The sequence below is a fragment of the Nonomuraea sp. NPDC050153 genome, from assembly GCF_044460125.1.
In the GTDB taxonomy this organism is placed as follows: Bacteria; Actinomycetota; Actinomycetes; order Streptosporangiales; family Streptosporangiaceae; genus Nonomuraea.
This window is the reverse complement of sequence record NZ_JBITJQ010000008.1, coordinates 102,373-125,890: the sequence shown is the minus strand read 5'-3', so window position 1 is coordinate 125,890 and position 23,518 is coordinate 102,373. Positions and strand designations below refer to the sequence as shown.

The 23,518-nt window shown below is 70.4% G+C and carries 22 protein-coding genes; 8 read left to right on the top strand and 14 right to left on the bottom strand.

Annotated features, from left to right (window positions below):
- Window positions 1-88 precede the first annotated feature (88 nt).
- Genes ACIBQ1_RS21820 through ACIBQ1_RS21795 form a run of 6 tightly spaced genes read right to left on the bottom strand, consistent with a single transcriptional unit; the run spans window position 89 to window position 6,297 of the window.
- A complete protein-coding gene (locus tag ACIBQ1_RS21820; protein ID WP_397280348.1) occupies window positions 89-1,255 on the bottom strand; it encodes a lipid-transfer protein in 1,167 nt (388 codons plus the stop codon).
- Window positions 1,252-1,656 (bottom strand): MaoC family dehydratase, encoded by a 405-nt coding sequence (locus ACIBQ1_RS21815; RefSeq protein WP_397279970.1) that lies wholly within the window; start codon window positions 1,654-1,656, stop codon window positions 1,252-1,254. The genes ACIBQ1_RS21820 and ACIBQ1_RS21815 overlap by 4 nt, the downstream gene beginning before the upstream one ends.
- Window positions 1,656-2,567 (bottom strand): bifunctional MaoC family dehydratase N-terminal/OB-fold nucleic acid binding domain-containing protein, encoded by a 912-nt coding sequence (locus tag ACIBQ1_RS21810; RefSeq protein WP_397279968.1) that lies wholly within the window; start codon window positions 2,565-2,567, stop codon window positions 1,656-1,658. Before ACIBQ1_RS21810 ends, ACIBQ1_RS21815 begins: the two co-directional genes overlap by 1 nt.
- An 8-nt stretch (window positions 2,568-2,575) precedes the next feature.
- Window positions 2,576-3,730 carry an acyl-CoA dehydrogenase family protein gene (locus ACIBQ1_RS21805; protein ID WP_397279966.1) on the bottom strand — a complete coding sequence of 385 codons (1,155 nt, stop codon included), beginning with the start codon at window positions 3,728-3,730 and terminating at the stop codon, window positions 2,576-2,578.
- Window positions 3,730-4,701, bottom strand: a complete 972-nt coding sequence (locus ACIBQ1_RS21800; protein ID WP_397279964.1) for an acyl-CoA dehydrogenase family protein — start codon at window positions 4,699-4,701, stop codon at window positions 3,730-3,732. Before ACIBQ1_RS21800 ends, ACIBQ1_RS21805 begins: the two co-directional genes overlap by 1 nt.
- Window positions 4,702-6,297 (bottom strand): AMP-binding protein, encoded by a 1,596-nt coding sequence (locus ACIBQ1_RS21795; protein ID WP_397279962.1) that lies wholly within the window; start codon window positions 6,295-6,297, stop codon window positions 4,702-4,704.
- Between the two features lie 189 nt (window positions 6,298-6,486).
- Between ACIBQ1_RS21795 and ACIBQ1_RS21790 the strand changes: the two genes are divergently transcribed.
- Window positions 6,487-7,137, top strand: a complete 651-nt coding sequence (locus tag ACIBQ1_RS21790; RefSeq protein ID WP_397279960.1) for a TetR family transcriptional regulator — start codon at window positions 6,487-6,489, stop codon at window positions 7,135-7,137.
- Between the two features lie 12 nt (window positions 7,138-7,149).
- Here ACIBQ1_RS21790 and ACIBQ1_RS21785 read toward each other — a convergent pair whose 3' ends face one another.
- Window positions 7,150-8,109 carry a GlxA family transcriptional regulator gene (locus ACIBQ1_RS21785; RefSeq protein ID WP_397279958.1) on the bottom strand — a complete coding sequence of 320 codons (960 nt, stop codon included), beginning with the start codon at window positions 8,107-8,109 and terminating at the stop codon, window positions 7,150-7,152.
- A gap of 78 nt (window positions 8,110-8,187) precedes the next feature.
- On the opposite strand from ACIBQ1_RS21785, the gene ACIBQ1_RS21780 reads away from it, so the two are divergent.
- The 7 genes from ACIBQ1_RS21780 to ACIBQ1_RS21750 all read left to right on the top strand — a co-directional run bounded on the left by ACIBQ1_RS21780 (window position 8,188) and on the right by ACIBQ1_RS21750 (window position 14,492).
- Entirely contained in the window at window positions 8,188-9,129 is a 942-nt protein-coding gene (locus tag ACIBQ1_RS21780) for an NADP-dependent oxidoreductase (RefSeq protein WP_397280345.1), read from the top strand.
- A gap of 96 nt (window positions 9,130-9,225) precedes the next feature.
- Complete coding sequence (locus tag ACIBQ1_RS21775) at window positions 9,226-10,215, top strand: sigma-70 family RNA polymerase sigma factor (protein ID WP_397279956.1); 990 nt, start codon at window positions 9,226-9,228, stop codon at window positions 10,213-10,215.
- Between the two features lie 42 nt (window positions 10,216-10,257).
- Entirely contained in the window at window positions 10,258-11,373 is a 1,116-nt protein-coding gene (locus ACIBQ1_RS21770; RefSeq protein ID WP_397279954.1) for a steroid 3-ketoacyl-CoA thiolase, read from the top strand.
- A gap of 38 nt (window positions 11,374-11,411) precedes the next feature.
- Window positions 11,412-12,431: an MBL fold metallo-hydrolase gene (locus ACIBQ1_RS21765; RefSeq protein ID WP_397279952.1), complete on the top strand. Its 1,020-nt coding sequence runs from the start codon at window positions 11,412-11,414 to the stop codon at window positions 12,429-12,431.
- Window positions 12,432-12,456: 25 nt separating this feature from the next.
- Complete coding sequence (locus ACIBQ1_RS21760) at window positions 12,457-13,137, top strand: FadR/GntR family transcriptional regulator (RefSeq protein ID WP_397279951.1); 681 nt, start codon at window positions 12,457-12,459, stop codon at window positions 13,135-13,137.
- Between the two features lie 85 nt (window positions 13,138-13,222).
- Complete coding sequence (locus ACIBQ1_RS21755; RefSeq protein ID WP_397279949.1) at window positions 13,223-13,516, top strand: hypothetical protein; 294 nt, start codon at window positions 13,223-13,225, stop codon at window positions 13,514-13,516.
- Between the two features lie 28 nt (window positions 13,517-13,544).
- Window positions 13,545-14,492, top strand: a complete 948-nt coding sequence (locus ACIBQ1_RS21750; protein ID WP_397279947.1) for a DNA polymerase ligase N-terminal domain-containing protein — start codon at window positions 13,545-13,547, stop codon at window positions 14,490-14,492.
- Between the two features lie 597 nt (window positions 14,493-15,089).
- On the opposite strand, the gene ACIBQ1_RS21745 is transcribed toward ACIBQ1_RS21750, so the two are convergent.
- The 7 genes from ACIBQ1_RS21745 to ACIBQ1_RS21715 form a co-directional block, all read right to left on the bottom strand.
- A complete protein-coding gene (locus ACIBQ1_RS21745; RefSeq protein ID WP_397279945.1) occupies window positions 15,090-16,064 on the bottom strand; it encodes an aldo/keto reductase in 975 nt (324 codons plus the stop codon).
- 224 nt (window positions 16,065-16,288) lie between these two features.
- The gene (locus tag ACIBQ1_RS21740) at window positions 16,289-17,269 is read right to left on the bottom strand and encodes an ABC transporter permease (protein WP_397279943.1); all 981 of its coding nucleotides are present in this window, start codon (window positions 17,267-17,269) and stop codon (window positions 16,289-16,291) included.
- A 5-nt stretch (window positions 17,270-17,274) separates the two neighbouring features.
- Window positions 17,275-18,756 (bottom strand): sugar ABC transporter ATP-binding protein, encoded by a 1,482-nt coding sequence (locus tag ACIBQ1_RS21735; protein WP_397279941.1) that lies wholly within the window; start codon window positions 18,754-18,756, stop codon window positions 17,275-17,277.
- Window positions 18,756-19,781 carry a sugar ABC transporter substrate-binding protein gene (locus ACIBQ1_RS21730; RefSeq protein WP_397279939.1) on the bottom strand — a complete coding sequence of 342 codons (1,026 nt, stop codon included), beginning with the start codon at window positions 19,779-19,781 and terminating at the stop codon, window positions 18,756-18,758. The genes ACIBQ1_RS21735 and ACIBQ1_RS21730 overlap by 1 nt, the downstream gene beginning before the upstream one ends.
- A gap of 15 nt (window positions 19,782-19,796) precedes the next feature.
- On the bottom strand, window positions 19,797-20,531 hold the full coding sequence (locus tag ACIBQ1_RS21725; protein ID WP_397279938.1) for an SDR family NAD(P)-dependent oxidoreductase: 735 nt from the start codon (window positions 20,529-20,531) through the stop codon (window positions 19,797-19,799).
- Entirely contained in the window at window positions 20,528-21,826 is a 1,299-nt protein-coding gene (locus ACIBQ1_RS21720) for an L-fuconate dehydratase (RefSeq protein WP_397279937.1), read from the bottom strand. The genes ACIBQ1_RS21725 and ACIBQ1_RS21720 overlap by 4 nt, the downstream gene beginning before the upstream one ends.
- Window positions 21,823-22,668: a fumarylacetoacetate hydrolase family protein gene (locus tag ACIBQ1_RS21715; RefSeq protein WP_397279936.1), complete on the bottom strand. Its 846-nt coding sequence runs from the start codon at window positions 22,666-22,668 to the stop codon at window positions 21,823-21,825. Before ACIBQ1_RS21715 ends, ACIBQ1_RS21720 begins: the two co-directional genes overlap by 4 nt.
- Between the last annotated feature and the right edge of the window lie 850 nt (window positions 22,669-23,518).

Here is a 23,518-nt window from a genome sequence, read left to right as displayed (position 1 = left end):
GACAACACCGCGAACACCGCAGCGTTCATCCACCGCTGCCGCCGGCCCGCAGCCGGCGCCGACGGGCGGAACTCGTTGTCCGGGCGGTCTACGAGTCGGAGGAGAGGATGAGGCCGCTGGTCGGTACGCCGGTTCCGGCCGTGACCAGGACGTTTCGGACGCCCGGGAGTTGGTTGGCCGCCGTGCCGCGGATCTGGCGGACGGCTTCGGCGATGCCGTTCATGCCGTGGATGTAGGCCTCCCCCAGCTGGCCTCCGTGGGGGTTCACGGGCAGGCGGCCGTCCAGTTCGATGGCGCCGTCCCGGAGGAAGTCCGGGGCCTCGCCGCGGGCGCAGAAGCCCAGCTCCTCCAGCTGGGCCAGGACGAACGGGGTGAAGTGGTCGTACAGGATCGCGGTTTGGATGTCTCTGGGTGATAGGCCGGACATCTCCCAGAGCTGGCGGGCGACCACGGCGATCTCCGGGAGGCCGGTCATGTCGTCGCGGTAGTAGCTGGTCATCATCATCTGGCCCGAGCCCGCGCCCTGGGCCGCGGCCGTGATCAGGGCGGGCGACCTGCGGAGGTCTCGGGCGCGTTCGGCCGAGGTGACCACCAGGGCCACGCCGCCGTCGCTCTCCTGGCAGCAGTCGAGCAGGTGCAGCGGCTCGACGATCCATCTGGACGCCTGGTGCTCCTCCAGCGTGATGGGGCGCCGGTAGAACCAGGCGGCGGGGTTGGTGGCGGCGTGGCGGCGCATGGCCACCGCCACCCGGCCGAAGTCCTCCGAGGTCGCGTTGTACACGTGCATGTAGCGGCGGGCGAACATCGCCACCCATGCCGCCGGCGTCATCAGCCCGTACGGCACGTGCCAGCTCATCTCCAGCCCCTGGGAGGTGGGCTCGCCGGTCAGGCGACTGTTCGGCTGGCCGAAGCGGCGGCCGGAGCGCTCGTTGAAGGCGCGGTAGCAGACGACCGTCCGCGCCATCCCCGTGGCCACGGCCATGGCCGCGTGCGCCACGGTCCCGCAGGCCGCGCCGCCGCCGTACTCGACCCGCGAGAAGAACGTCAGGTCCCCGATCCCCGCCTCCCTGGCGACGGCGATCTCCTGGCTGGAGTCCTGGGTGTAGGTCACCATGCCGTCCACGTCGCCGGGTGAGAGCCCGGCGTCGTCCAGGGCCGCCAGTACGGCCTCGGCGGCCAGTCGCAGCTCGGAACGCCCCGACTTCTTGCTGAACTCGGTCGCGCCGACGCCCGCGACGGCGGTACGCCCGCTCAACACGGCTTCCCCTCCTCGGCCAGGGCGAAGGTGACGGTCCCGCTGGCGTGGTCGCCCAGGCTCACCTTGCCGCGCACCTCGACCGTGAACCGGCCGTCCTCGCGCGACACGACCGTCCCGTTGAAGCACAGCCGGTCCCCCGCGTACGCCGGGACGCCCAGCTTGACCGCGATGCGCTCGATGACGGCCTCCGGTCCGGCCCAGTCGGTGACGTACCGCTCGACCAGGCCCATGGTGGTCAGGATGTTGAGGAAGATGTCCTTCGACCCCTGGGCGCGCGCCTTTCCGACGTCGTGGTGCACCGGCGTGAAGTCCATGGTGGCCAGGGCCGTGGAGACGACCACGGTGGGGGTGAGGTCGATGGCCAGCTCCGGCAGCGCGGACCCGATCTCGGCAGGCATCACGCGTCCTCCTTCGAAGGCGCCCACATCGGCAGGACGAGCTGGTCGTCCATCGGCCGGTACGTCACGCGCAGCGGCATGCCGACGGCCACCTCCTCGATCGGGCAGTCCACGACGTTGCCGACGATCCGCACCCCCTCCGGCAGCTCCACCACGCCCACGACGAACGGGGTCTCCCGGCCCGGCACCGGCGGGTGGTGGTGCACGACGTAGCTGTAGAGGGTTCCGTGGCCGCTCGCGACCAGGTGGGAGCTGCTGGCCGAGCGGCACTGCGGGCACAGGGGGCCGGGCGGGTGGCGGTGGTGGCCGCAGTCGGCGCAGGTCTGGATGCGGAGCTCCCCCTGCCGCACGCCTTCCCAGAAGAACGCGGTGTCCTGGTTGATCGCCGGTTGGAGCGGGTAGGCAGCCTCCCGCTCAACGGCAGCCTTGGTGCGTGGGCGAAATTTCAGGACTCGGAAGAGCATTTCGGCGACCGGCTCGTCGTCCTCGCCGTACCAGGTGACCTTCCAGGTGGCGAAGAACCCCACCCCCAGCGCCGTCCGCTTGGGCCCGGCCAGGTCCGAGAACCGCGTGGCCGGGGTGAGCCGCTCGCCGACCCGCGCGTACCGGTGGTAGGTCTGCTCGCAGTTGGTCGCCACCACGCCCGTGTAACCGCTCGCGTCGAGCGTGGCCATCATGTCGTCCACCGGCGAACGGTCCTTCGCCCCCCGGCGCACCCCCGGCATCGTCCACACCTGGGCCATCGCGGGCGGGGCGACCCCTTTCTCCAGGTACGCCGGGTTCTCGTCACCCATGGCGTCCAGCCAGTGCCGGATCATGGGGCCGTTCACCGGGTCCTGCGCGGGGGTTCCGCGTACCTCTCCCAGCGCCGCCTGCTTGCCCGCCAGCTCGTGCAGCTCCTCGTCGCTCATGGGAGAGGTCATCGCGGCGGCCTCGGCAGGTTCAGGCCGAGCATGGCGATCAGCTCCCGCTGCACCTCGTTCACTCCGCCGCCGAACGTCAGCACCACCGCCCCCTTCACCCCGTGATCGGTGCGTTCGAGCAGTTCGGCCGTCTCCGGGTCCGACGGGTCCCCGTACCTGGCCAGGATGTCGCCGACGAGCCGGCCGACCTCCTGCATGCGCTCGGAGCCGTAGATCTTGGTGGCCGACGCGTCGGGGGCGCCCAGCCAGCCGAGGTCCATGTTCGCGGCGACCTGCCAGTTCAGGAGCTCGTTCGTACGGAAGGCGCCCCATACCCTGGCCAGCGCGCGCCGTACGTCCGGATTGTCGGCCTGCCCCGTGCGGCGGGCCCAGGCGAGGAAGCGGTCGTAGGTCTGGCCGAGGTTCCCGGCCGGGCCGAGGGTGACGCGCTCGTGGTTGAGCTGGTTGACGATCAGGTCCCAGCCCCGGTCCACCTCGCCGACCACCATGTTCGCGGGTACGCGGACGTCGCTGTAGTAGGTCGCGTTGGTGTGGTGGCGGCCGTCCATGGTGACGATCGGCGTCCACGAGAAGCCGGGGTCGTCCGTGGAGGCGATCATCATGGTGATGCCCTTGTGCTTCTTGGCCTCGGGGTTCGTGCGGGCGGCCAGCCAGATGTACTGGGCGTAGTGGGCGCCGCTGGTGAACACCTTCTGGCCGTTGACGACGTAGTGGTCGCCGTCGAGCACCGCCGTGGTGCGCAGGGAGGCCAGGTCGGTGCCGGCCTCGGGCTCGCTGTAGCCGATGGCGAAGTGGCACTCGCCGGCGAGGATGCGGGGCAGGAAGAGGTCCTTCTGCTCCTGGGTGCCGTACTGCATGAGCGTGGGCCCCACGGTCTGCACCGTGATGATCGGGTACGGGACGCCTGCGCGGGCTATCTCGTTGGCGAAGATCTGCTGTTCGAGGGGGCCGTAGCCGCCTCCCCCGTACTCCTTGGGCCAGCCGAGGCCGAGCTTGCCGTCGCGGCCGAGGCGGCGGCAGTGCTCCATGTACGCCCCGCCGAACGGATCTTCGGCGATCTTCCTGCGGTCCTCGTCGGTGAGGCAGCCCTGGAAGTACTCGCGCAGCTCGTCGCGCAGGGCGCGCTGGGCTGGGGTCAGGTCGATCAGCATCAGAGGAGCGCTCCGATCAGGTCGAGCTGGGCGTCGGCGCCGCCGAGCAGGTGGGACAGGTGCTTGGCCTGCGCGAAGTAGCGGTGCAGCGGGTACGTGACGTCCAGCCCGAGGCCGCCGTGCAGGTGCTGGCAGGTGTAGAGGGCCTTCCAGGCCTCGCTGACGTGGTACGCGGCCAGCGCCAGGTCCTGGTCGGCAGGCAGGTCCTCGCCCAGGCGCCAGGCCGCCGACCACATGGCCACGTCCAGGGCCCTGGCCGCGATGTAGACGTCGGCGATCTGCATGGTCACGGCCTGGAACTCGGCCAGCGCCCGGCCGAACTGCTTCCTCGTCCTGATGTAGTCGGTGGTCAGCTCCAGCGCGCCGGCCAGCACGCCGCCGGCCTGGGCCGCCACGGCCGCCATGAACAGCCGCCGGGCCCCGGTGACCGCCTCGGTCCCCGCGACCCGTTCGGCCGGGGTTCCGTCGAGCACGATCGTGGCGGCGGGCTCGCCGGTGGAGGTGTGCTCGGGGATCGTGGCCGGCGATTCCACCAGGAACAGGCCCTCGTCGGCGGTGACGAGCACCGTGGCGGCGGGGTGCGGCACGGAGACCTTGCGCCCGGTCAGCGTCCAGCCGCCGTCGGCGGCGCGGGCGGTCGTCGCGGGCGGGTCGGCCGGCGCCCTGCCGGGCTCGCGGAGCGCGAGGGTGCTGCCGCCCGGGCGGCGTTGCTGGTCAAGGGTGCCATAGCGGGCCAGGGTCAGCGTGCTCACCAGCGTGGGCAGCGCGGGCACCGGCGCCGCCCGCGCCCCCACCTCCCGCAGCACCACGGCCATCTCCACCGGCCCGAGCCCGGCTCCCCCGGCCTCCTCCGGCACGCACACGCTCATGAGCCCGGCCTGCCACAGCCGCTCGTCGTCCCCTTCCCTGGCCAGTACCTCGGCCGCCAGCTTCCGCAGCTCCTGCTGGGTTTCGTCCAGGTTGAAGTCCATTCACGTCTCCAAGAGGTGTTGCCTGCCGTGCCGTACGAACTCGTCCTCGATCCCCTTGACGTCCGAGTCGGTCAGCCGCCGGAGCCCGGAGCCCGAACGCCACCAGACCGGGTCGGCGGTGCGCCAGCCCTCGCGGGCGAGGAGCCGTTTGATGACCTTGTGGGAGGGCGTCTGGGGCAAGTGATCAGAAAGGCGGATATATCGGGGTAAGGACTTGGCACCCAGATCGCGGCGGGCGGCGAGGAACGCCGTGAACGCCTCCGGGTCGAAGCCCCCCTCCAGCACCAGCGCCGCCATGACCTGGTCGCCCGCCGCCGCGTCGGGCACCGGGTAGACGGCCGCCTCGACCACCCCCGCGAACTCCCGCAGCGCCGCCTCGATGGGCGCGACCGCCAGGTTCTCGCCGTCCACGCGCAGGCGTTCGGTGCCACGCCCCGCGAAGAACACGTAGCCGTCCCCGTCCGCGTACGCCAGGTCGCCCGACCAGAACGCGCCGTGCCTGATCCGCTCGGCGTCCGCCTCGGGGTCGTTGTAGTAGCCGTCGAACAACCCCAGCCCGCGCACGTTGACCAGCTCGCCCACGGCCTCGTCCGGGTTGAGCAGGCGGCCGTTCTCGACGCGGCCCGGCGGGCAGGGGCGGCCGGTGAGCGGGTCGAGGATCAGGACGCCCTCGGGCAGCCGCCCCAGGCACCCCGGCGGCCCGGAGGGGTCGGGAGTGAGCGAGATGGCCGTCTCCGTGGAGCCGAAGGCGTCGATCACATGGCATCCGAACCGCTCCCCGAACCTCCTCGTCGCCACCGCGCTGCCCTCGTTCCCGAACGCGATCCTGAGCGGGTTGCCGGCGTCGTCGGGGCGTTCGGGGGTGGCCAGGACGTAGGAGAGCGCTTTGCCCACATAGTGCAGGTACGTGCAGCCGTACCGCCTGATGTCGGGCAGCAGTCCCGAGGCCGAGAACCGCCGCCGCAGCACCAGCGCCGCACCCGACGCCACGGCCGGGGCGTAGGCGGCCATGAGCGCGCCGGAGTGGAACAGTGGCATCGAGCAGTACACGACGTCCGACGGGGTGAGCAGCGCCGCCAGGCTCGATCCGGGGACGGCCATCTTGCGCTGCGTGATCCGCACGGCGCGGGGCCGGCCCGAGGTGCCCGAGGTGAAGATCAGCATCATGAGGTCCTCGGGCGCGGCGTCCGTATCGAGAAGATCGTCCGCCACGGCACGCGACAGCGGCAGCGCCTCCACCCCCAGGGCCTCGGACATCGGCCCGGCCAGCCCCATGTACGGGGCGTCCACCAGGAGCAGGTCCACGTCCGTGGCGCGGGCGTCGCGGATCAGCTCGTCGACCGACCGCGTCGGGTTCAGCGCGACGACCACGTGCCCGGACAGCGCCGCCCCGCCCACGAGGAACACCAGCTCCGGAACGTTCTCGCTGAGCACCCCGACGTGCAGTCCCGCGCCGCGCCGCGACAGCCAGGCCCCCGCGCCACGGCAGGCCGCCACGTGCTCGCGCCACGACCACGTCGTGTCCTCGAACATCAGTCCAGGTCGGTCGTCGCCGGCCCGTGCGAGGAGCAGGGCCGCCATCGTGTTCGCCGCCATCCAGAGCCTCCACCAAGCGCTCGGTCAGCCGAATCGCAAACTAGAACAGATTCTAATATCTGTCCAGTGCCCACCCATCCTGATAAGTCGCGACATAAGCCTGTAACGCCACAGACATGGGCCTATAGGGCTTCTTTGTGACCCGCGAGTAACAAGCCGTGTTATCGAGAAATCAGATAACGTGTTCTTATGCGTACCCCGCACGCGACGACCGCCGCGCCCTCCAGCGACACCGAGGGGACCATGGAGAGCCACCCCACGCCGGGCGGGCACAGCGTCCGTACGCGCAGCCAGCACCAACGCCGCAAGCGCATCGTCCAGGCCGCCGCGGCGCTGGCCTCGCGCGGCGGGGTCGAAGCCATGCAGATGCGCACGGTGGCCGAGCGCGCGGGCGTGGCGCTTGGCACGCTCTACCGCTACTTCCCGTCCAAGATGGACCTGGTGGTGGCGGTGGTGGGCGAGGAGATCGACCTCCTCGAAAGCAGCATCGAGCGGCGGCCGCCCGGGGCCACCACCCCGTCGAGCCGCGCGGTGGACGTGCTCATGCGGGCGACCCGCGGGCTGATGCGCGAGCCGGAGCTGGCCGACGCGCTCATCCGCTCGCTGATCATGGCGGAGGTGCAGACGCCGTTCGGGGAGCGCATCACGGGGCTGCTGCTGCGCGTCTCGGCCGACGGTCTGACCCTCGAAGACGCCACCGAGGAGCAGGCCGACCTCGCGGGGTCGCTGGCCAGCGTGTGGGTGCAGGAGCTGCTGGAGATGCTCCGGGGCCGCCGCACCTACGACCAGATCCAGCGCCGCATCGAAACCGCCGCCGCCCGACTGCTCGCCGACATCTGACCGGTGGTCCGGTCACCCCGTGTGGAACGTGCGCCGGTACGCGTGCGGTGACACCCCCATCGCCGCCTGCAGGTGCTGCCTGAGCGAGGCCGCCGTCCCGAAGCCGGCCCGCTCCGCCACGCGGTCCACCGGCAGGTCGCTGCCCTCAAGCAGGTGCCTGGCCAGCGCGATCCGCTGCTGCGTCAGCCACTGCCCCGGGCTCAGCCCGACCTCCTGCCGGAAGTGCCGGGTGAACGTGCGCCTGCTCATCCCCGCGTGATCGGCCAGGTCGTCCAGCCGGAGCGGCGTGCCCAGCCGTTCCATGACCCAGGCCCTGGTGGGGGCCGTGCCGACGCTGGACGGCTCGGGCACCGGGTGCTCGACGTACTGGGCCTGGCCGCCGTCCCGCCACGGCGGCACCACGCACGCCCTGGCCACCTGGTTGGCGACCCGGCTGCCGTGGTCGCGGCGGACGAGGTGGAGGCAGAGGTCCACCCCGGCCGAGGCGCCGGCCGAGGTGAGCACGTCGCCGTCGTCCACGAACAGCACGTCCGCGTCCACCCGGACCTTCGGGAACGCGGCGGCGAACCGTTCGGCGTGCCGCCAGTGCGTGGTCGCCGGGCGGCCGTCGAGCAGTCCGACCGCCGCCAGCACGTACGTGCCGATGCAGATGGAGACGATCCGGGTGCCGGGGCGGATCCGGGCCAGCGCCGCGGCCAGCCCGGCGGGCAGCGAGTCCGCGCCCGTGAGCCCGTCGTACCACTCCGCGGCGGGCACCACCACGGTGTCGGCGCTCGCCAGCACGCTCGCGTCGTGCTCGACGGCGACGGAGTAGTCGGCGGCCGTGGCGACGGGACGGCCGTCGACCGTGCAGGTGACCACGTCGTACAGCGGCTCGCCGCCGGGCCCCCGGGCGGCGCAGAAGATCCTGGACGGCACGCTCAGCTCGAACGGGATCACCCCGTCGACGGCGAGGACGGCGACTCGATGCATGGCCCGATTTTTACACATCATGGCCTTTGGGCCACTCGCGGGGCCGCCCCCTGAACCAGCAGGCTGGGTCTCATGAAGATGAAGGCGATCAGCCAGGACGCCCTGGGCGGCCCTGAGGTTCTGAAGATGGTCGAGGTCGACAGGCCCGTCCCCGGCCCGACCGAGGTGCTGGTGCGGGTGGAGGCGGCCGGGCTGAACCCGACCGACTGGAAGACCCGCGAGAGCGGCGGCTTCCTGCGGGACGAGCTGCCGTTCGTGCTCGGCTACGACGTCTCGGGCGTGGTCGAGGACTCCGGCGTCGGGCAGGCACTCCACAAGCCGGGCGACGAGGTGTTCGGCATGCTCAAGTACCCGGACGGGCACGGCGCCTTCGCCGAGTACGTCACCGCGCCGTCGCGCCACTTCGTGCGCAAGCCCGCCGCCGTGGACCACGTCCAGGCGGCCGGGATCCCGCTCGCGGGGCTGACCGCCTACCAGGCGCTCGTGGACGTCGCCGGGCTGAAGGGCGGCCAGCGGGTGCTCATCCATGCCGCCGCCGGCGGGGTGGGGCACCTGGCGGTGCAGATCGCCAAGGCGCGCGGCGCGTACGTGATCGGGACGGCCAGCGCGGCCAAGCACGAGTTCCTGCGCGGCCTGGGCGCCGACGAGCTGGTCGACTACCGGAACGAGGACTTCGCCGAGGTCGTGCGGGACGTGGACGTGGTGCTAGAGACCATCGGCGGCGACTACGGGCCGCGTTCGCTGCGCACCCTGCGCGCGGGCGGCACGATCGTCTCGCTGGTGCTCCGGGATCTCGACCCTGACCTGCACCGGCGGGCCGCCGAGCTGGGCATCCGCTCGGAGGCCATGCTGGTGGAGCCCGACCACGCCGCGATGCGCGCGCTGGCGGCACTGGCCGAGGCGGGGCGGCTGCGCGCGGAGGTCGCCGCCGCCCTGCCGCTGGCGGAGGCCGCCAAGGCTCACGAGCTCGGCGAGACGAACCGGGTCACCGGCAAGATCGTCCTCACCGTGCCCCGCTGACGCATTCATGGTCAATCCTTTGGGTCCGTAAATGGTTCGCCTTGGTCGCGGTCAAAAGTCGCCGGTCTGTCAGTGGCGGCGTCTATACAGGGATGTATGACCGACAAGCCGACAAACGAGGAGTTCCTCCAACAGGTCGACCCGATGCGGCGCGAGCTGCTGGCGCACTGCTACCGGATGATGGGCTCGGTGCACGACGCCGAGGACCTCGTCCAGGAGACCTACCTGCGCGCGTGGCGGGCCTATGAGGGCTTCGAGGGGCGCTCCTCGTTGCGCACGTGGCTTTATCGCATCGCCACCAGTGCCTGCCTGACCGCGCTCGACAGCCGGAACAGGCGGCCGCTGCCCACCGGTCTCGGTGCACCCAGCACCGAGCCGACCGCTCCCCTGGTGTCGGACCACGAGGTGCCGTGGCTGGAGCCCGTGCCCGACGCCCTGGTGGGCGTCGGCGGCGACGACCCCGCCACGATCGTGACCGCGCGCGAGAGCATCAGGCTCGCCCTGATCGCCGCGCTGCAGCACCTGCCGCCGCGGCAGCGGGCGGTGCTGGTGCTGCGTGACGTGCTCAAGTGGAAGGCCGCCGAGGTGGCCGAGGCGCTGGAGACGTCCACCGCGGCCGTCAACAGCATCCTCCAGCGGGCCCGCGCCCAGCTCAACGAGGTGCAGCCGAGCATCGACGACCCGGTCGAGCCGCTGTCCGCCGAGCAGCGGGCCCAGCTCGACCGCTATGTCGCGGCGTTCGAGAACTACGACGTCGACAGCCTGGTGGACCTGTTCACCAAGGACGCGGTCTGGGAGATGCCGCCGTTCGTCGGCTGGTACCAGGGGCCCGAGGCGATCATGGAGCTCACCAGGACGCAGTGCCCGGCCGAGCGCTCCGGCGACCTCAAGCTGGTCCCGATCGCCGCCAACGGGCAGCCGGCCTTCGCGGTGTACTACCGCGAGAACGGCGTCTACGGGCAGTTCGCGATCATGGTGCTGACGTTCGCCGGGGAGCAGGTCAGGCACGTCGGCATGTTCTTCGAGGAGAGCCTGTTCGAGACGTTCGGGCTGCCGGCGACGCTGGAGGGTTCCGCGCCAAAGTAGAACGCGTTACAGTCACGCCAGAGCATCATTCTGGAGGCGACTGTGGGCACACCTGTGATCGTCGAGGCCGTTCGCACCCCCATCGGCAAGCGAGCGGGATGGCTGGCCGGGCTGAAACCGCAACAGGTTCTGGCCACCGCGCTGAACGGGCTCGTCGAGCGGTCGGGGATCGATCCGGCGGCCGTGGGCCAGGTGTTCGCCGGATGTGTGACGCAGGCGGGCGAGCAGGGCGGGCACATCGGGCGATACTCGTGGCTCTATGCCGGGCTGCCGTACCAGACCGGGGTGACGACGGTGGACGCGCAGTGCGGGTCGTCGCAGCAGGCGGTGCACCTCGCGGCGGCGATGGTGCGCGCGGGCGTGATCGAGGCCGGCGTCGGGTGCGGCGTCGAGGTGATGAGCCGGGCGCCGCTCGGCAGCAACGTCCGGCCCGCCACCGCGAAACCGGACGACTGGCGCATCGACCTGCCGGACCAGTTCACCGCGGCCGAGCGGATCGCGCGGCGGCGCGGGCTGACGCGGGAGCGGCTCGACTGGCTCGGGGCGCGCTCCCAGCGGCTGGCGGCCAAGGCGTGGGCCGACGGGCGGTTCGAGCGCGAGATCGTGCCCGTCGGGGACGTACGCAGGGACCAGGGCTTACGCGAGACCACGGTCGAGACGCTGGCCAACCTCAGGCCCGTCGCCGAGGGCGCGCTCCACACGGCGGGCACCTCGTCGCAGATCTCCGACGGCGCCGCGGCGGTGCTGGTGATGAGCGAGGAGGCGGCCGCGCGGCACGGGCTGCGGCCCAGGGCGCGGATCCTGGCGCAGGCGCTCGTCGGCGCGGAGCCGTACTATCACCTGGACGGGCCTGTGGAGGCGACGGCGAAGGTGCTGGCAGCGGCGGGGATGACGATCGGCGACATCGACAGGTTCGAGGTGAACGAGGCGTTCGCATCGGTCGTGCTGTCGTGGGCGAGCGCGCACGCGCCCGACATCGACCGCGTCAACGTCAACGGCGGCGCGATCGCGCTCGGCCATCCGGTCGGCGCCACGGGCGCGCGGCTGATCACCACGGCGCTGCACGAGCTGGAGCGGTCCGACTCGGCCACCGCGCTCGTCACGATGTGCGCCGGCGGGGCGCTGGCCACGGCCACCATTCTCGAGCGGGCCGGCTGATCCGGCCGGTGAACAACTCCTTACCTGATCGGGGGCGCATGAAGAGCAGACGCAGGCCGTACGCCGAGCAGCGACCGCAGGATCTCGGCGGCGGGGTGTGGAGCGTGCCGGTGCCGATCCCGGGCAACCCGCTCGGCTACACGCTCGTCTACGCCCTCGAATCTCCCAAGGGGCCGGTGCTGGTCGACGCCGGGTGGAACCATCCGGACGCCTGGGACGCGCTCAACGGCGGCCTCGCCGCCCTCGGGATCGACGTGAGCACGGTGAGCGGGGTGGTCGTCACCCATTTCCATCCCGACCACGCCGGGCTCGCGGGGCAGGTCAAGGACGTGTCCGGCGGGTGGATCGCGATGCACGAGGACGACGCGGCGCTGGTCAGGCTCATGCACGACTACCCTGCCGACGAGCACGAGAGCTTCCAGTCCGACATGCTCAGGCGGGCCGGGGCCGATCCGGGCGAGGTGCGGCAGGCGGTGAGCCGCCCGATCCCGCCGGCGCTGCCCGACCGCCGGTTACGTGACGGCGACCTGGTCGACCTGCCCGGCCGCAAGCTCCGGGCCGTCCACACGCCCGGCCACACTCCCGGGCACATCTGCCTGCACCTGGAGGACGCCGACCGGCTGTTCACCGGGGACCACGTCCTCCCCGACATCACCCCCCACGTCGGGATTTATCCGTATGACCGGGATGATGTCGATCCATTGGGTGATTTCCTGGACTCCTTGGATCGGGTCGCCGAGCTGGGCCCCCTCGACGCGTTGCCCGCACACGAATGGATATTTCCTGATGTGGCCGCGCGAGCCGCCGAGATCCGCCACCATCACGATGAGAAGCTCGAACGGCTGCGCGCCCTCCTGGCCCAGCGGCCGGAACCGCTGACCATCTGGGAGGTCGCCGCGATGATGACGTGGAACAGGCCATGGGGCGATCTGCCCCCCGCGCTGAGAGGCATGGCGGCCGGGGAGGCCGCGGCACACCTGCGCACCCTGGAGGCCAGGGGCGAGATTCGCCGGGTCCCCGGTGTCGATCCGGTCCGCTTCCAGGCTCTAGACTCCTAGACATCCGATGTCTAGGGAGAGAAGCGTGGCGGTCACCGACGCGGCCATCGACAAGATCAAACAGATGATTCTCTCGGGCGAGCTGGTCCCCGGCGACCGGCTGCCCAAAGAGGCCGACCTCGCCGAGCGGCTCGGCCTCTCACGCAACTCGCTGCGCGAGGCCGTGCGCGCGCTGTCCCTGATCAACGTGCTCGACGTACGTCAGGGTGACGGCACCTACGTGACCAGCCTGGAGCCGCACCTGCTGCTCGACACCATGTCGTTCGTGCTCGACCTGCACCGCGACGACACGGTGATCCAGTTCTTCGAGGTCAGGCGCATCCTGGAGCCGGCCGCCACGGCGATGGCGACCGAGCTGATGACCGACGCCGAGGTCGAGGAGCTGCGCCTGATCCTGGAGTCCCTGCCCGACGAGCCCACGGTCGAGGAGCTGGTGGCCAACGACCTCCAGTTCCACCAGCGGATCGCGCAGGGGTCGGGCAACAGCGTGCTGTGCTCGTTCATCGAGAGCCTGTCAGGTCCGACCACTCGGGCCAGGATCTGGCGCGGTCTCACCCAGGAGGGGGCGATGCAGAAGACGCGGGAGCAGCACACCGCGATCTACGAGGCCATCGCCGCCCGCCAGGCCGACGTGGCCCGGTCCTGGGCGACCGTGCACGTGGCGGGCGTGGAGTCGTGGCTGCGCAAGGCGCTCGATCTCGACTGACCCGTCACCAGGGGTTGGTGCCGCCCTGCTCGCTGAGGAAGACGCCGGTCGAGACGTCGGGCAGGGCGGCCTGGCGCGCGCGAACGTGCCCAGGCCGCTGGAGACGTTCACCACGCGGCCGGCCTCCGACCGGCTGCTGTCGAGCAGCGCCGAGTTCGCCGAGCTGTGGGCGGGGCACGAGGTGACCGTCCACAGGTCTGTTCGCAAGCGGATCAACCATCCGGCGGTGGGGTGGCTGGAGCTCGACTGCGAGACGCTGCACGTGCCCGAGGGCGACCAGTGGGTCGTGCTCTACACGGCCGCGCCGGGCTCGCCGTCGTACGAGGCGCTGCGGCTCCTCAAGGTCATCGGCACGCAGGACCTCCAGCGCTCGCCCTGACCTCGGTGGGGCGGGTAGTACCTATGTCGTGGCCGACAAACTGGAGCGATACCGGAGCAAACGCGACGCCAGCCGCACCCCCGAACCCATCCCCGCATCGCCGCCTCCCTCCGTGGACGGCAACGCGTTCGTCATCCAGGAGCACCACGCCCGCTCCCTCCACTGGGACCTGCGGCTCGAACGCGACGGCGTCCTCGTGTCCTGGGCCGTCCCCAAGGGCCTGCCCGCCGACCCCGGCACCAACCACCTGGCCGTGCACACGGAGGACCATCCGATGGAGTACCTCACGTTCCACGGCGAGATCCCCAAGGGCGAGTACGGCGGCGGCACGATGACCGTCTGGGACACCGGCACGTACGAGACGGAGAAGTGGTCGGATCGCGAGGTCAAGTTCGTCCTGCACGGAAGGCGGGCCTCGGGGCGGTTCGTCCTGTTCCGGACCCGAGGCCAGAACTGGATGATCCACCGTATGGACTCCCGGTCCCGCGACCCGTTCCCGCCGGTCGAACCCATGCTCCCGACAGAACGCGCCAAACCCCCGAAGGACGTCTCGGCCTACGCCTTCGAGTTCGCGTGGGGTGGCCGCCGCCTGCTCGTCCCCGTCGAGGGCGGGCGCACCACGGCCGCGCGGGAGCACCCATGGCTGCGGGGACTGGCGGAGTCGTTCGGCAGCCGCACCGCGATGCTGGACGGGGAGGTGGCCACGCTCGGGGGCGCGGAGATCCTGGTCTTCTACGACCTGCTGTACGACGACGGCCGCTCGCTGGTCGACGAGCCATACACGGTGCGACGGGCGGCGCTGGAGGCGCTGGAGCTGGCCGGGGCCCGCTGGCAGACGGCTCCGTCGTGGCCGGGCGAGGCGGGCCCGGTCCGTCAGGCCGCCCGCGAGCAGGGGCTGCCCGGGATCCTGGCCAAGCGCCTCGACTCGACGTACGAACCCGGCCCCTCAAAATCCTGGCTCCTCATCCCCTCCTGAGCCCACCACCCCACAACCCCTCACCCCGGCACCCACCACAGACCCCGCCCCGAGACCCACCACACCACGGCACCCTCGATCCGACACCCACCACGCCGCCCGCTACGGGACCTCGCCCGCATGCCGCAACGCCCCACCTAGGGGCAGCATCATCCTGCCCACCACGTCATAGAACCCCGCCTCACAACGCCACCCTGCCCACCACGCCGCCGGATTCCGCCCAGACACCCGCCGCTCCCCGATTTCCCCCAGGACAGCGTCCTGGCCACCGCGCCACGAGCCCCGGCCGACACCCACCACGCCGCACCTTCCGCACGACGGCGTCCTGGCCACCGCTCGCCCCCTGACGCCCAGGCCCCGCCCGCCGCGACGCGGCATCCCGCACGAGCGCGTCCGGCCCACCACGCCACGTGACATCGCCCGACAGCGACGTGCCGGCCATCGCGCCGGATCCCCGCCCGACGAAAGCACCGCGTCCGCCCACGCCGCGGCACCCCGACTGCCGACGACGTCGTACTGCCCACCTCGCCAGACGAAGGTGCCTCACTCGCCCCGGTCGCGGGAAGGGACGCCGAGCCCGGAGGGTTCAGCGCCTCGCTAGCCCTCCTTGGGCAGCAGCCCCTCCGCCGTCAGCTCGTCCCACACCACTTCCGGAACGGGACGGGACAGCAGGGCGGCGTTCGCGGTGACCTCCTCGGGCGAGCGGGCGCCCAGGACGACCGAGGCGACGGCCGGGTGGCGGAGGGGGAAGGCCATGGCCGCCTGGGGCAGCGTGACGCCGTGTCGTTCGCAGACCTCCGCGATCCTCGTCGCCCGCTCCACCACCGCCGCCGACGCGGGCTCGTAGTTGTACGTGCCGGTCGGCCGGGGGGTGGCCAGGATGCCGCTGTTGAAGACGCCCGCCGCCAGCACCCTCACCCCGCGGCGCACGCACTCCTCCAGGAGCGGCAGGCCCGACTGGTCGAGCAGGGTGTAGCGGCCCGCGAGCATCACGACGTCGATGGAGGTCTCCTGGACGAAGCGCAGTGGTGCCTGCCACTGGTTCATCCCGACACCGATGGCCTTCACCACACCCTGCGCCCGCAGCTCCGCCAGCGCCGGGTACGCCTCCGCCAGCGCCTGGTCCATGTGATCGTCCGGGTCGTGGATGAGCGCGATGTCGACGGCCGGGAGCCCCAGCCGTCCCAGGGACTCCTCCAAGGACCTGCGAACACCGTCACCGGAGAAGTCCCACACCCGCTGAAGGTCGGCGGACACATCGAAGCCCTGCTCGTCGCGACTGCCCGACGACGAGGCGGGCACCAGCAGGCGGCCGATCTTGGTGGACAGTACGTAGCCGGAGCGGCCCTTGAGGGCGGCGCCGAGGCGGCGCTCCGACAGGCCGAGCCCGTAGTGGGGCGCGGTGTCGAACAGGCGCACACCGGCGTCCCACGCCGCGTCGACGGTGGCGCGTGCCTGCTCCTCCGACACCTCGCTGAACAGGTTGCCGATCGGCGCCCCGCCGAAGCCGTGCCGCGACACCTCGACCCCGCCGCCGTCACGCCCGACCCAAGACCCACTGCCCTCAATCATGGACTCGCCGCCCTCATATCCGCTCAGAGAATCACCGGCCACGCCGGTTTGACCCCCAGCCGCCCCAACACCGTCACGCCCAGCCGTCATGCCATGATCACTCCCAGCCGACTCACCACCGTCACGCCCAGCCAACGCGGCACCGTCACGGCCGGTCGGAGGCCCAGCCGGTGTGTCGGCCGGTGTGTCGGTCTCCGATCCGGCCGGAGGCTCGTCGATCCCGTTCAATCCTGTGCCTTTCCGCCCGCGATCCGACTGATCATCAGGGCGATGAGGATGATCCCGCCGTAGATCACCGGCTGCCAGAAGCCGGAGACGCCGATGAGCGTCAGAATGTTCTGCACCAGGCCGATCACCAGCACGCCGGTGAGCGCGCCCAGGATCGTGCCCTTGCCGCCGTCCATGCTCACGCCGCCGATGACCGCCGCCGCGAACACCATGAAGATCCACCCGACGCCCTGGTTGTTGCCGATCGCCCCGAGGCGGCCGGTCTCCAGGATCCCGGCGAGCGCCGCGAGCGTCCCGCCCAGGATGAACACCCCGTACAGCACCCGATCCACCCGGATGCCGGCGGCGCGGGCGGCGTCGATGTTGCCGCCGATCGCGTAGAGCGCGCGGCCGAGCCGCAGGTAGCCGAGGCCGAAGATGCCCGCCGCGAACAGCACGCCGGCGATCCAGACGGCCGCCGGCAGGCCGAGCCACATGGCGCTGCCCAGGTAGAGGATCGAGTCGGGGAGCTGGAACAGCGTCTTGCCCTCGGTCGGCCCCTGCAGGAAGCCGTGCACGATGATCAGCATGGCCAGCGTCACGATGAACGCCGACAGCTGGAACCTGATGATCAGGAAACCGTTGAACGCCCCGATGGCCGCGCCGACCAGCAGCGCCAGCGGGATCACGAGCGCGCCGGGCAGCCCGATGCCGAACCCGCCCGCGGCCACCGGGATCACCAGCATCACCGCGATGCCCGGCGCGGTGCCGACCGTCGACTCCAGCGACAGGTCGAACTTGCCGGCGATGAGGATCATCGCCTCGGCCAGCACGAGGAGCGAGATCGCCGCCTGCTGCTGGAGCACGTTCGTGAGGTTGCCCGCCGTCAGGAAGGTCGGGTCGAGGAACGCGCCCACGACGAGCAGGATCACGATCACCGGCACCAGCGTCAGGTCACGGAACCTGGCCAGGCGCACCCGTGGGACCGGCGCAGTCATAGTGGTCAATCTTCCATGCCTTCCATCACGGCCACGAGTTCGTGGTCCGTCCAGCCACGCGGCACGTCCTTGACAACCCTGCCGTGGAACATCACCAGCACCCTGTCGCAGATGCGCAGATCGTCGAGTTCGTCGGAGACCACGACGGCCCCCGCGCCCCGTTCGACCGCGTCCTCGACGGCGCCGAGCAGGGCCTGTTTGGCCTTGACGTCGACGCCGGCGGTCGGGTTGATCACGACCAGCACTGTCGGGTCGTCCACGAGGGCCCGCGCGAAGACGACCTTCTGCGCGTTCCCCCCGGAAAGGTCGCCGACCGGCTGGTCAGGCCCCTCCGTCTTGATGTCGAGTTCCTTGATCATCTGGCTGCCCTTGGCCCTGCGGCGGGCCGGCGACACGATCCCGTACCGGCCCAGTTTGCGGGCGATCGGGAATGTGGCGTTCTCCCCCACCGAGAGCAGCGAGACGAAGCCCTCGTGGTGGCGGTCCTCCGGCACGAACCCGAGGCCCGCCCTCATGGCGGCGGGCACGTCACCCGGTTTGACCCGCGTGCCGTTGACCGTGACCGTGCCGGAGTCGGCCTTGCGGAGCCCGACCAGGGTCTCGGCCAGCCCGACCTTGCCGCTGCTCGCGGATCCGGCCAGGCCGACGACCTCGCCCGATTTCACGGAAATATCGATATCCGCGTAGCGGCCGCCGAGTGAGAGACCCTCGCCCGACAGCACGATCCTGTCGCCGGGCGCGCGAGGACGGGGCTCGTACGCCACCGTGGCCTCCCCCGTCATCGCGGCGACCAGCTCGTCGTGAGGGAGGCCGGCGACCGGCCTGGTCACGACGTGCCGCGCGTCCCGGAAGACCGTGACGCTCTGGCAGATCTCGTAGACCTCGTCGAGGTGGTGGGAGATGTACATCATCGTGACGCCCTGCTCGCGCAGCGAGCGCATGCGCGTGAACAGCCGCTCGATGGCCGGGCCGTCGAGCCGGGCGGTCGGCTCGTCGAGAATGATGAACCTCGCCCCGAACGACAGCGCCCGGGCGATCTCGACCAGCTGGCGCTGCTCGACGGTCAGGTCGCCGGCCAGCGCCTGCGCGTCGACGTCCACCTCGTACGTGTCCAGCAGCCCGCGCGCCCTGACCCGCAGCGCGCGCCAGTTGATCATGGTGCCCCTGGCGGACTGGCGGTTGAGGAAGAGGTTCTCGGCGACCGTGAGCGCCGGGATGATCGTGGACTTCTGATAGACGCAGGCGACGCGCTGCCGCCAGGCGTCACGGTCGGCGAGGGCGGGCGCGGCCTCTCCCGAGAACAGCACCTCGCCCTCATCGGCCGGCTGAAGCCCGGTGAGGATCGACACCAGGGTGGATTTCCCCGCGCCGTTCCTGCCGACGAGCGCGTGGGTCTCGCCCTCGGCGATCGCGATCCCCGCGCCGTTGAGCGCGACGGTGGGACCGAAGCGCTTGACGACGTTTCGGGCCTCAACGTGATTTTTCATCACTTGACCTGATTACCCCAAAGGCTCTTGTCGTCCACGTTCTCCTTGGTCACGAGTGGCGCGGGCAGCTGGTCCTCCAGGCCGTTCGGGAGCTGGATGATCGTGCTGTCGTGATCGGTCGGGCCGGCCTTGAACGTCTTGCCCTCCAACGCGGCTTTGGCGTAGTAGAGCGCGTACTTGGCGTAAAGGTCGGCCGGCTGCGACACCGTGGCGTCGATGTCGCCCTTGCGGATCGCCTCGAACTCCTGCGGGATCCCGTCGTTCGACACCACGAAGATGTGCTTGGGGTCGGTCGGCGGGACCAGCAGGCTCTTCTGCTTCAGCACCTGCAGTGTCGGCGCCAGGTGGACACCGCCGGCGTGCAGGTAGATGCCCTTGATGTCGGGGTTCTGCTCAAGGCGGGTCTGCAGCATGGACGCCGCCTTGGTGCCGTCCCACTCCGTGGGCTCGCTGAACACCGTGATGCCGGGGAACTTGCTCTTCATGCACTCCAGGAACGCCTCCGACCTGTCACGGCCGTTGATGGAGCTGAGCGCGCCCTGGAGCTGCACGACCTTGCCCTTGCCGCCCAGCTTCTCGCCGAGGAACTCGCAGGCCTTGGTCCCGTACGCGCGGTTGTCGGCGCGTACGACCATGTAGACCTTGCCCTTGTCCGGACGGGTGTCGACGGTCACGACGGGGATCTTCTTGTTCTCCAGCTGCTGCAGCGTGTTGGCGATGGCACCGGTGTCCTGTGGGGCCATGATGATCGCCTTGGCCCCCTGTCCGACCAGCGCCTGCACGTTGTTGACCAGCTTGGAGACGTCGTTCTGCGAGTTCGTCGGCGGCATGAGGTCCACCTTGAGCTCGCCGGCCATCTGCGGGACGTACTTGATGTAGGAGTTCCAGAAGTCGGAGTCGGCCCGCGGGTGGTCGATGCCGACCTTGCCGCCGCCGCCCCCTTCTCCGGTTGTTGTCGTGCCCGAGCCACACGCGGTGACGACCGCCAAGAGGGCCGCTGCCGCGACTGCCGATCCGAACTTCATGGGGGGTTACCTTCCTTAGCTCGATGCTCTGAGCCGGAGCCCTTGCATACCTCCGTCGACCGCGAGTGCGACCCCGGTGGTGGCACCGGCTTCGGGGCTGGCGAGGTAGGCGATGGCCGCCGCCACCTCCTCCGCGCTGACCAGGCGGCCCATCGGCTGCCTGGCGTTCAGTGCGGCCCGCTCCCCTTCTGGGTCGTCGGCCAGGTCGAGCAGCCTGGCGACCCACGGGGTGTCCGCGGTGCCGGGGTTGACGCAGTTGACGCGAATGCCCTCGCGGATGTGGTCCGCGGCCATCGCGAGGGTCAGCGACAGCACCGCGCCCTTGGTCGCGCTGTAGAGCGCGCGCTGCGGCAGGCCCGCGGTGGCCGCGATCGAGCAGGTGTTGACGATCGACGCGTGCTCGGACTGCCTGAGGTACGGCAGCGCCGCCCGCGCGACCCGGACCATGCCGAGCACGTTGACGTCGAACACCCTCTGCCACTCGCTGTCCGGGTTGTCCTCGATGGTGCCCTGCGCGCCGATGCCCGCGTTGTTGACGAGCACATCGATGCCACCCAGACGGTCGGCGGCCTCCGCCACCGCCGCCCGTACCTCAGCGTCGTCCGTGACATCGACCTTGATCCCGATGAAGGGGTCACCGGGCGGGTTGACGTCAAGGCAGGCGACCTTCATGCCGCGCTCGGCGAGCAGGGTGGCCGCGGCCAGCCCGATGCCGGAGCCGCCGCCGGTCACGATCGCTTTCAGGCTCACGCGTCCCTCCAGACCTCGCCGCCGGGGAATGTATGGGCGGCGATCGACACTGCATGCATTTCCGCGCTGAAGCCGGGCGCGGACGGTGCGACATAACGGCCGTTGCGGATGACCACCGGGTCCACGAAGTGCTCGTGGAGGTGGTCGACGTACTCGATCACGCGGTTGTCCATGGAGCCGGTGATCGCTACATAGTCGAACATCGACAGGTGCTGCACCAGCTCGCACAGCCCGACGCCGCCTGCATGGGGGCACACCGGCACGCCGAACTTGGCCGCGAGCAGCAGGATCGCCAGGTTCTCGTTGACGCCGCCGACTCTGGCCGAGTCGATCTGCAGGTAGGAGATGGCATCGGCCTGCAGGAGCTGCTTGAACACGATGCGGTTCTGGACGTGCTCGCCGGTGGCCACGGGGATGGGCGCGATGCCCCTGGCGATGGCGGCATGGCCGAGCACGTCGTCGGGGCTGGTCGGCTCCTCGACCCAGTGCGGGTGGAACTCGCCCAGCGCGTTGATCCACTCGATGCCGGATCCGACGTCCCAGCGCTGGTTGGCGTCGATGGCGATCGGGAAGTCGGGACCGCAGACCTCGCGGGCGACCCTGAACCTGCGCCGGTCGTCCTCGAGGTCGGCGCCGACCTTGAGCTTGATCTGCTTGAAGCCCTGATCAAGGGCCTCCTTGCAGAGCCTGCGCAGCTTGTCGTCGTCGTACCCGAGCCACCCGGGGGAGGTGGTGTAAGCGGGGTAGCCGACCTCGATGAGCCGGTTGATCCGCTCCGCCTTGCCCGACTCCTGGCTCTTCAGGATCTGGAGGGCCTCCTGCGGCGTCAGCGCGTCGCCGATGTAGCGGAAGTCGATGAGGTCGACGATCTCCTCGGGGGACATCTCGGACAGCAGCCGCCACAACGGCTTGCCCGCCCGCTTGGCCTTGAGATCCCACAGAGCGTTGACCACGGCGGAGATCGCCATGTGCATGACGCCCTTCTCCGGCCCCAGCCAGCGCAGCTGCGAGTCGTTGACCATGTCCTTGTAGAGCGCGCCGAGGTCCTCGACGTCTTTGCCGACCACGTACGGCTCGAGCGCGCTGATGGCCGTGGTCTGGATGTCGTTCCCGCGCCCGATCGTGAACGCGAACCCGTGCCCCTCGAACCCGTCATCGGTCGTGAGCACGACATAGGCCGCGGAGTAGTCGGGATCCGGATTCATCGCATCCGAGCCGTCCAGCTCGCGCGAGGTCGGGAACCGCACGTCGTGCGTCTCCATCCCGACGATCCGGTACGCGCCAGGAGTCGTCATGCCTGCCCCACCATCTGGCGCTGCCGCCCGAGCCCCTCGATCTCCAGCTCCATCACGTCACCTTCACGCAGGTACGGCTGCCCCGGCATGCCCATCGCCACGCCGGCCGGCGTACCCGTATTGATCACGTCACCCGGCTCCAGGACCATGAACTGGCTCAGGTAGCGCACGATCTCGGCCACATCGAAGATCATGTTCTTGGTGTCGCCGTCCTGGCGCAGCTCACCGTTCACCCAGAGGCGCAGCGGCAGGCTCTGCGGGTCGCCCACCTCGTCCGCCGTCACCAGCCACGGGCCGAGCGGGTTGAACGTCTCGCACGACTTGCCCTTGTCCCACTGCCCACCGCGTTCGAGCTGGAACTCGCGTTCGGAGACGTCGTTGGAGATCGCGTACCCGGCGATCACGCCGAGCGCCTCCTCCCGGCTGCCCAGGTAGCGCGCCTCCTGACCGATGACCACGGCCAACTCCACCTCCCAGTCGGTCTTCACACTGCCCCTGGGCACAAGCACCTCGTCGTACGGGCCGACCATGGTGTTCGCGGCCTTCATGAACACGACCGGCTCGGCCGGCACGTCCTGCCCGGACTCGGCGGCATGGTCGCTGTAGTTCAGGCCGATACAAACGATCTTTCCTGGACGCGCGATCGGGGCGCCGATCCGCAGCCCCTCGGCGTCGACGACGGGCAGGGCACCGCGCTCGAGCGCGTCCCGGACGCGCGCCACTCCCCCGGAAGCGAGGAAAGCCCCATTGATCTCGGGCTCTCCGATGTCGCGCAGGTTACCGGCGTCATCCATGACCACCGGACGTTCCTGACCGACAGGTCCTACTCGCAGCAGCTTCACACCGCATCCTTCACATATACATCGGATGTCTCGATTCATGATGCTCGTGCGACCAGGCAGAGCATGTCAAGGGCGTCAATGCGGATACATCCGATCCGTGACCTCGAAAGACACCCTTGAGGCGTGGACTACGCCTGTGAAGCGACTTTACCGCTCCGATGGCTACGTTCACATACACGGATTCATGCCCCCAAAAACATCGGAGGTAAACCCAACGTCAAGCCCACACAATGAACGAGACACCCCACGTGAAGGCTCACGACGGCAGACCACGTCCGACACGAAGCACCGCGACAACGACCCGCCCGACACGAAGCACCGCAACGACAACCCGGCCGACATGAAGCACCGCGACGACGACACGGCCGGCACAACGGACCGACGATGGCGGCAGGCGGGGCCTCGATCTCCGACAGCGGCATCCTGCACGTCCGGGCGCCGCCCAAAGGCCCGGTCCGCTGCGGCCTGGAAGCTTGAGACCTTTGGGCGGGGATGCCGTGGGGACGGCAACGGAGGGGACGGCTCGACCAGGCGACGGCCAGGCGAGCAACGACTCGACGGACAGAGACTCGGCAACAGCAGGCCCGGGGGCGACAACTCAGGGGCAACGGCTCGGGGACGAGGCCCGGGGACGAGGCCCGGGAGGTGATGTGGGGGGTGATGACTTGGGAGGCGATGGTTCGCAGTAGCGGCGAAGTGTGCGGCAGAGAAGGGGCACGGCGACTGGTGAGAGGCGAGCGTGCCCCTCGAGCAGCCGCACCGCGCGCACCAAACCCAAGCCGCACCCGGCACACAGACCCTCCTCATCGCGCACGAAACCAGCCGAAGCTCGCACGCACCCACCCAGCCG

Excerpts from the sequence above, each read along its gene's own strand:
- ACIBQ1_RS21815 (WP_397279970.1), bottom strand. The coding sequence starts at position 1,656 with ATGCCTGCCGAGATCGGGTCCGCGCTGCCGGAGCTGGCCATCGACCTC.
- ACIBQ1_RS21810 (WP_397279968.1), bottom strand. The coding sequence starts at position 2,567 with ATGAGCGACGAGGAGCTGCACGAGCTGGCGGGCAAGCAGGCGGCGCTG.
- ACIBQ1_RS21805 (WP_397279966.1), bottom strand. The coding sequence starts at position 3,730 with ATGCTGATCGACCTGACCCCAGCCCAGCGCGCCCTGCGCGACGAGCTG.
- ACIBQ1_RS21800 (WP_397279964.1), bottom strand. The coding sequence starts at position 4,701 with ATGGACTTCAACCTGGACGAAACCCAGCAGGAGCTGCGGAAGCTGGCG.
- ACIBQ1_RS21795 (WP_397279962.1), bottom strand. The coding sequence starts at position 6,297 with ATGGCGGCGAACACGATGGCGGCCCTGCTCCTCGCACGGGCCGGCGAC.
- ACIBQ1_RS21790 (WP_397279960.1), top strand. The coding sequence starts at position 6,487 with ATGCGTACCCCGCACGCGACGACCGCCGCGCCCTCCAGCGACACCGAG.
- ACIBQ1_RS21785 (WP_397279958.1), bottom strand. The coding sequence starts at position 8,109 with ATGCATCGAGTCGCCGTCCTCGCCGTCGACGGGGTGATCCCGTTCGAG.
- ACIBQ1_RS21780 (WP_397280345.1), top strand. The coding sequence starts at position 8,188 with ATGAAGGCGATCAGCCAGGACGCCCTGGGCGGCCCTGAGGTTCTGAAG.
- ACIBQ1_RS21775 (WP_397279956.1), top strand. The coding sequence starts at position 9,226 with ATGACCGACAAGCCGACAAACGAGGAGTTCCTCCAACAGGTCGACCCG.
- ACIBQ1_RS21765 (WP_397279952.1), top strand. The coding sequence starts at position 11,412 with ATGAAGAGCAGACGCAGGCCGTACGCCGAGCAGCGACCGCAGGATCTC.
- ACIBQ1_RS21745 (WP_397279945.1), bottom strand. The coding sequence starts at position 16,064 with ATGATTGAGGGCAGTGGGTCTTGGGTCGGGCGTGACGGCGGCGGGGTC.
- ACIBQ1_RS21740 (WP_397279943.1), bottom strand. The coding sequence starts at position 17,269 with ATGACTGCGCCGGTCCCACGGGTGCGCCTGGCCAGGTTCCGTGACCTG.
- ACIBQ1_RS21735 (WP_397279941.1), bottom strand. The coding sequence starts at position 18,756 with ATGAAAAATCACGTTGAGGCCCGAAACGTCGTCAAGCGCTTCGGTCCC.
- ACIBQ1_RS21730 (WP_397279939.1), bottom strand. The coding sequence starts at position 19,781 with ATGAAGTTCGGATCGGCAGTCGCGGCAGCGGCCCTCTTGGCGGTCGTC.
- ACIBQ1_RS21720 (WP_397279937.1), bottom strand. The coding sequence starts at position 21,826 with ATGACGACTCCTGGCGCGTACCGGATCGTCGGGATGGAGACGCACGAC.